Origin of the sequence: uncultured Gimesia sp., from assembly GCF_937910335.1 — a bacterium.
In the GTDB taxonomy this organism is placed as follows: domain Bacteria; phylum Planctomycetota; class Planctomycetia; order Planctomycetales; family Planctomycetaceae; genus Gimesia.
Window position 1 is genome coordinate 1 of record NZ_CALEMX010000309.1, and the last position, 2,787, is coordinate 2,787.

Genomic DNA, 2,787 nt, shown 5'->3' on the forward strand with positions numbered 1-2,787 from the left:
TTTCCGGGCTTAATGGCGATACCGCTAGATTTCATTTCCGGACACCCTGCTAGAGCCTGTAGAACAACCCAATCAAAAAATTGCCTGCTATGATGTGCAGGTTGATTGTCTGGGTGGTGCGCCTGTCTCAGGCTATTTTGGAAAACCTAAAAATGCGAAACCAAAAAGTCTGCCTATTGTCTTGTGGGTGCATGGTGCTGGAGTTCGTAGTTCGTCATTGGGAAATGCGGTAAAAGGAGCAGAAAACGGGATGCTGTCGATGGACATCAACGCGCATGGCATTCCGAACGGAAAACCTGCTCAATTTTATAAAGATCTTTCTCAGGGACGATTAAAAGGTTATTCTCATGCGGGGCGTGAGAGCCGCGAGACAACTTACTTTCGTGGGATGTTTCTCAGGCTGGTGCGTGCGATTGATTTTCTGACTGCGCAACCAGAGTGGGACGGCAAAACCATTGCCGTCATCGGGCATAGCCAAGGTGGCGGACAGGCGTTGGTCGCAGGAGGCATTGATGATCGTGTTACGTTCATTGCCACGGGAGTGCCTGCAATCTGTGATCATTCAGGCCGCGCCGCTGGTCGCATCAATGGTTGGCCAAAATTAGTTCATACTTCAAAAAATGGTAAACCCGATCCCAAAATGTTAGAAGCGGGCCGGTATGTTGATGCTGTTAACTTTGCCAGTCGGTGCAAGGCTGACGCGATTATGAGTGTTGGGTTTATCGACGGAACCTGCCCTCCATCGAGTTGTTATGCGGCTTATAACCTGCTGCAGGGAAAGAAGCGTGTGATCAACAAGCCTTTAATGGCTCACGCGGCACCCCGGGATGTCCAAGATGCCTTTTTTGCTGCGATTTTAGAACACGTGAAGCAGCAAGCAGCGGTCAAGTAACTCGTTATATTTCATAAAATTGGCCCTTCCAATGATGTGAAATAAGAATTCTGGTGCTTTGTCAAGCTTGAAATTGAGGGCTGGGAGTGTTGTTTACGTGCTTCGTTGTCGCACTCCCGTGATCTCGATCACCCCAAAATTCAAAAACGAGACTCCACAAGTATAAATAACCTTGATCTCCGCGAAACATATCGGTAATCTTTGATCCATGTTAACAATCAATGGATATCCAAAACAAGTTTGCTCTGGCCTGACGCGACGCGAGGCGTTGCAGATCGGAGGCTCGGGGTTGTTGGGGCTGAGCCTGCCGGGTGTGCTTGCTGCTGAAGAAGTGGCTGGTGCGTTTCAAAACGGGCGGGCGAAGTCGGTGATTTTCTTGTATCTGTTTGGTGGTCCCAGCCAGCTGGAATCATTCGACATGAAGCCGGAAGCGTCGAGTTCGATACGCGGTCCTTTTTCCCCCATTCACTCGCGGACACCGGGTCTGCAGATCAGTGAGCATCTCAGTCGGACAGCCAATATTTCCGACAAGATATGCGTGATCCGTACGATGACGCATCCACATAACGATCATAATGCCTGTCATTATATGCAAACGGGCCATAAATGGACGCGGTCAGCAGCCGACGGGGGCGATGTCAACGCCCGCTCGACCGACTGGCCTGCCATGGGCAGCGTGGTTGAATATCTTTCACGCAGCGCGCCCGATGCGCATAAGCGTGAACTTCCTGATTATATTTACTTGCCGAACAAACTGGGTGCATTGCAGGGTTATGAGCGCACGGGGCAACACGCGGGTTGGCTTGGCTCGGCATACAACGCCTTTGCCACGAACATCCGCAAACGCAATTCGGCTGACAATCCGTACTTTCGTAGCTGTAACGACGAGGAACTGGATTTCCGGATTCATGGAATGGCGACGACGAAAGCCATTACTCTGGACCGACTGAATCGGCGGAGCAGTTTGCTGAAGCAGTTCGATGAGGCGAACAAGTCATTTCATAAAGATCACGTCTATGAAAATTATGATCGAATTCAGCAGCGTGCGCTTTCGTTGGTGACTTCAGCAAAAATGCGATCGGCTTTTGATATTACTAAAGAGTCAGCGGCCCTGCGCGATCGTTATGGTCGGCATCTGTTTGGTCAATCGGCGTTGATGGGTCGACGGATGGTGGAAGCGGGGGCGCGGTTTGTCACAGTTTGCTGGGATGCACCCGATGGTTACAGTTGGGATTCGCATATTCATTCGAATCATCTTGAAAAGCATTTGCTACCCGGTTTTGATCAGACCTATACGGCATTAATTACCGACCTGGAAGAACGCGGCTTGCTCGATGAAACACTGGTGGTGGCTGTCGGTGAAATGGGCCGTACACCCAAGGGAACCGCCAGTTGGGGCCGTGGTCACTGGTCGCATTGTTTTCCGTGTCTGCTGGCTGGTGCCGGGATTCGTGGTGGCATTCTGCATGGCACCTCTGATGCCGAGGCAGCGTATCCGGCAGATAACCCTGTGAGCCCGGAAGATCTTGCAAAAACGATCTACTGGTCACTCGGCATCGATCCCGATCTGTTTATCATGGACCGAGAAGATCGCCCGATTCCCATCATCGAAAGTGGTCAACCACTCAAGCAATTATTTGGTTGATTTTTCGAGAGTTTTTCATCACATTCCTTTATGGACATGCGGTAATGGGCGTTGTAAGATATTGACCTGTCTGACTATAGTGGAATGCATCTGAAAGAACTGTAATCAGCCCTCTTGCTATCCCCTAAGAATGTTCCTGCCAGCAAGGAAATACAGTTTTGCCTCATTCAACGACAGGTTGCTCCTCCTATCAAAGTCTTTCGAGTGAGCAGCGGCGAAATTTTCTGAAAGTGGGATTCCTGAGCACACT

2 protein-coding genes are annotated in these 2,787 nt (G+C 50.3%); both read left to right on the forward strand.

The annotated features are described in order from the left end of the window. Positions 1-46: 46 nt before the first annotated feature. The gene (locus Q0668_RS12470; RefSeq protein ID WP_298865024.1) at positions 47-892 is read left to right on the forward strand and encodes an acetylxylan esterase; all 846 of its coding nucleotides are present in this window, start codon (positions 47-49) and stop codon (positions 890-892) included. 208 nt (positions 893-1,100) lie between these two features. Then, positions 1,101-2,537: a DUF1501 domain-containing protein gene (locus Q0668_RS12475; protein ID WP_298865021.1), complete on the forward strand. Its 1,437-nt coding sequence runs from the start codon at positions 1,101-1,103 to the stop codon at positions 2,535-2,537. The last annotated feature ends 250 nt before the right edge of the window (positions 2,538-2,787 follow it).

Bases quoted from the DNA above. Each gene is read 5' to 3' on its own strand.
- Q0668_RS12475 (WP_298865021.1), top strand. From the start codon at position 1,101: ATGTTAACAATCAATGGATATCCAAAACAAGTTTGCTCTGGCCTGACG.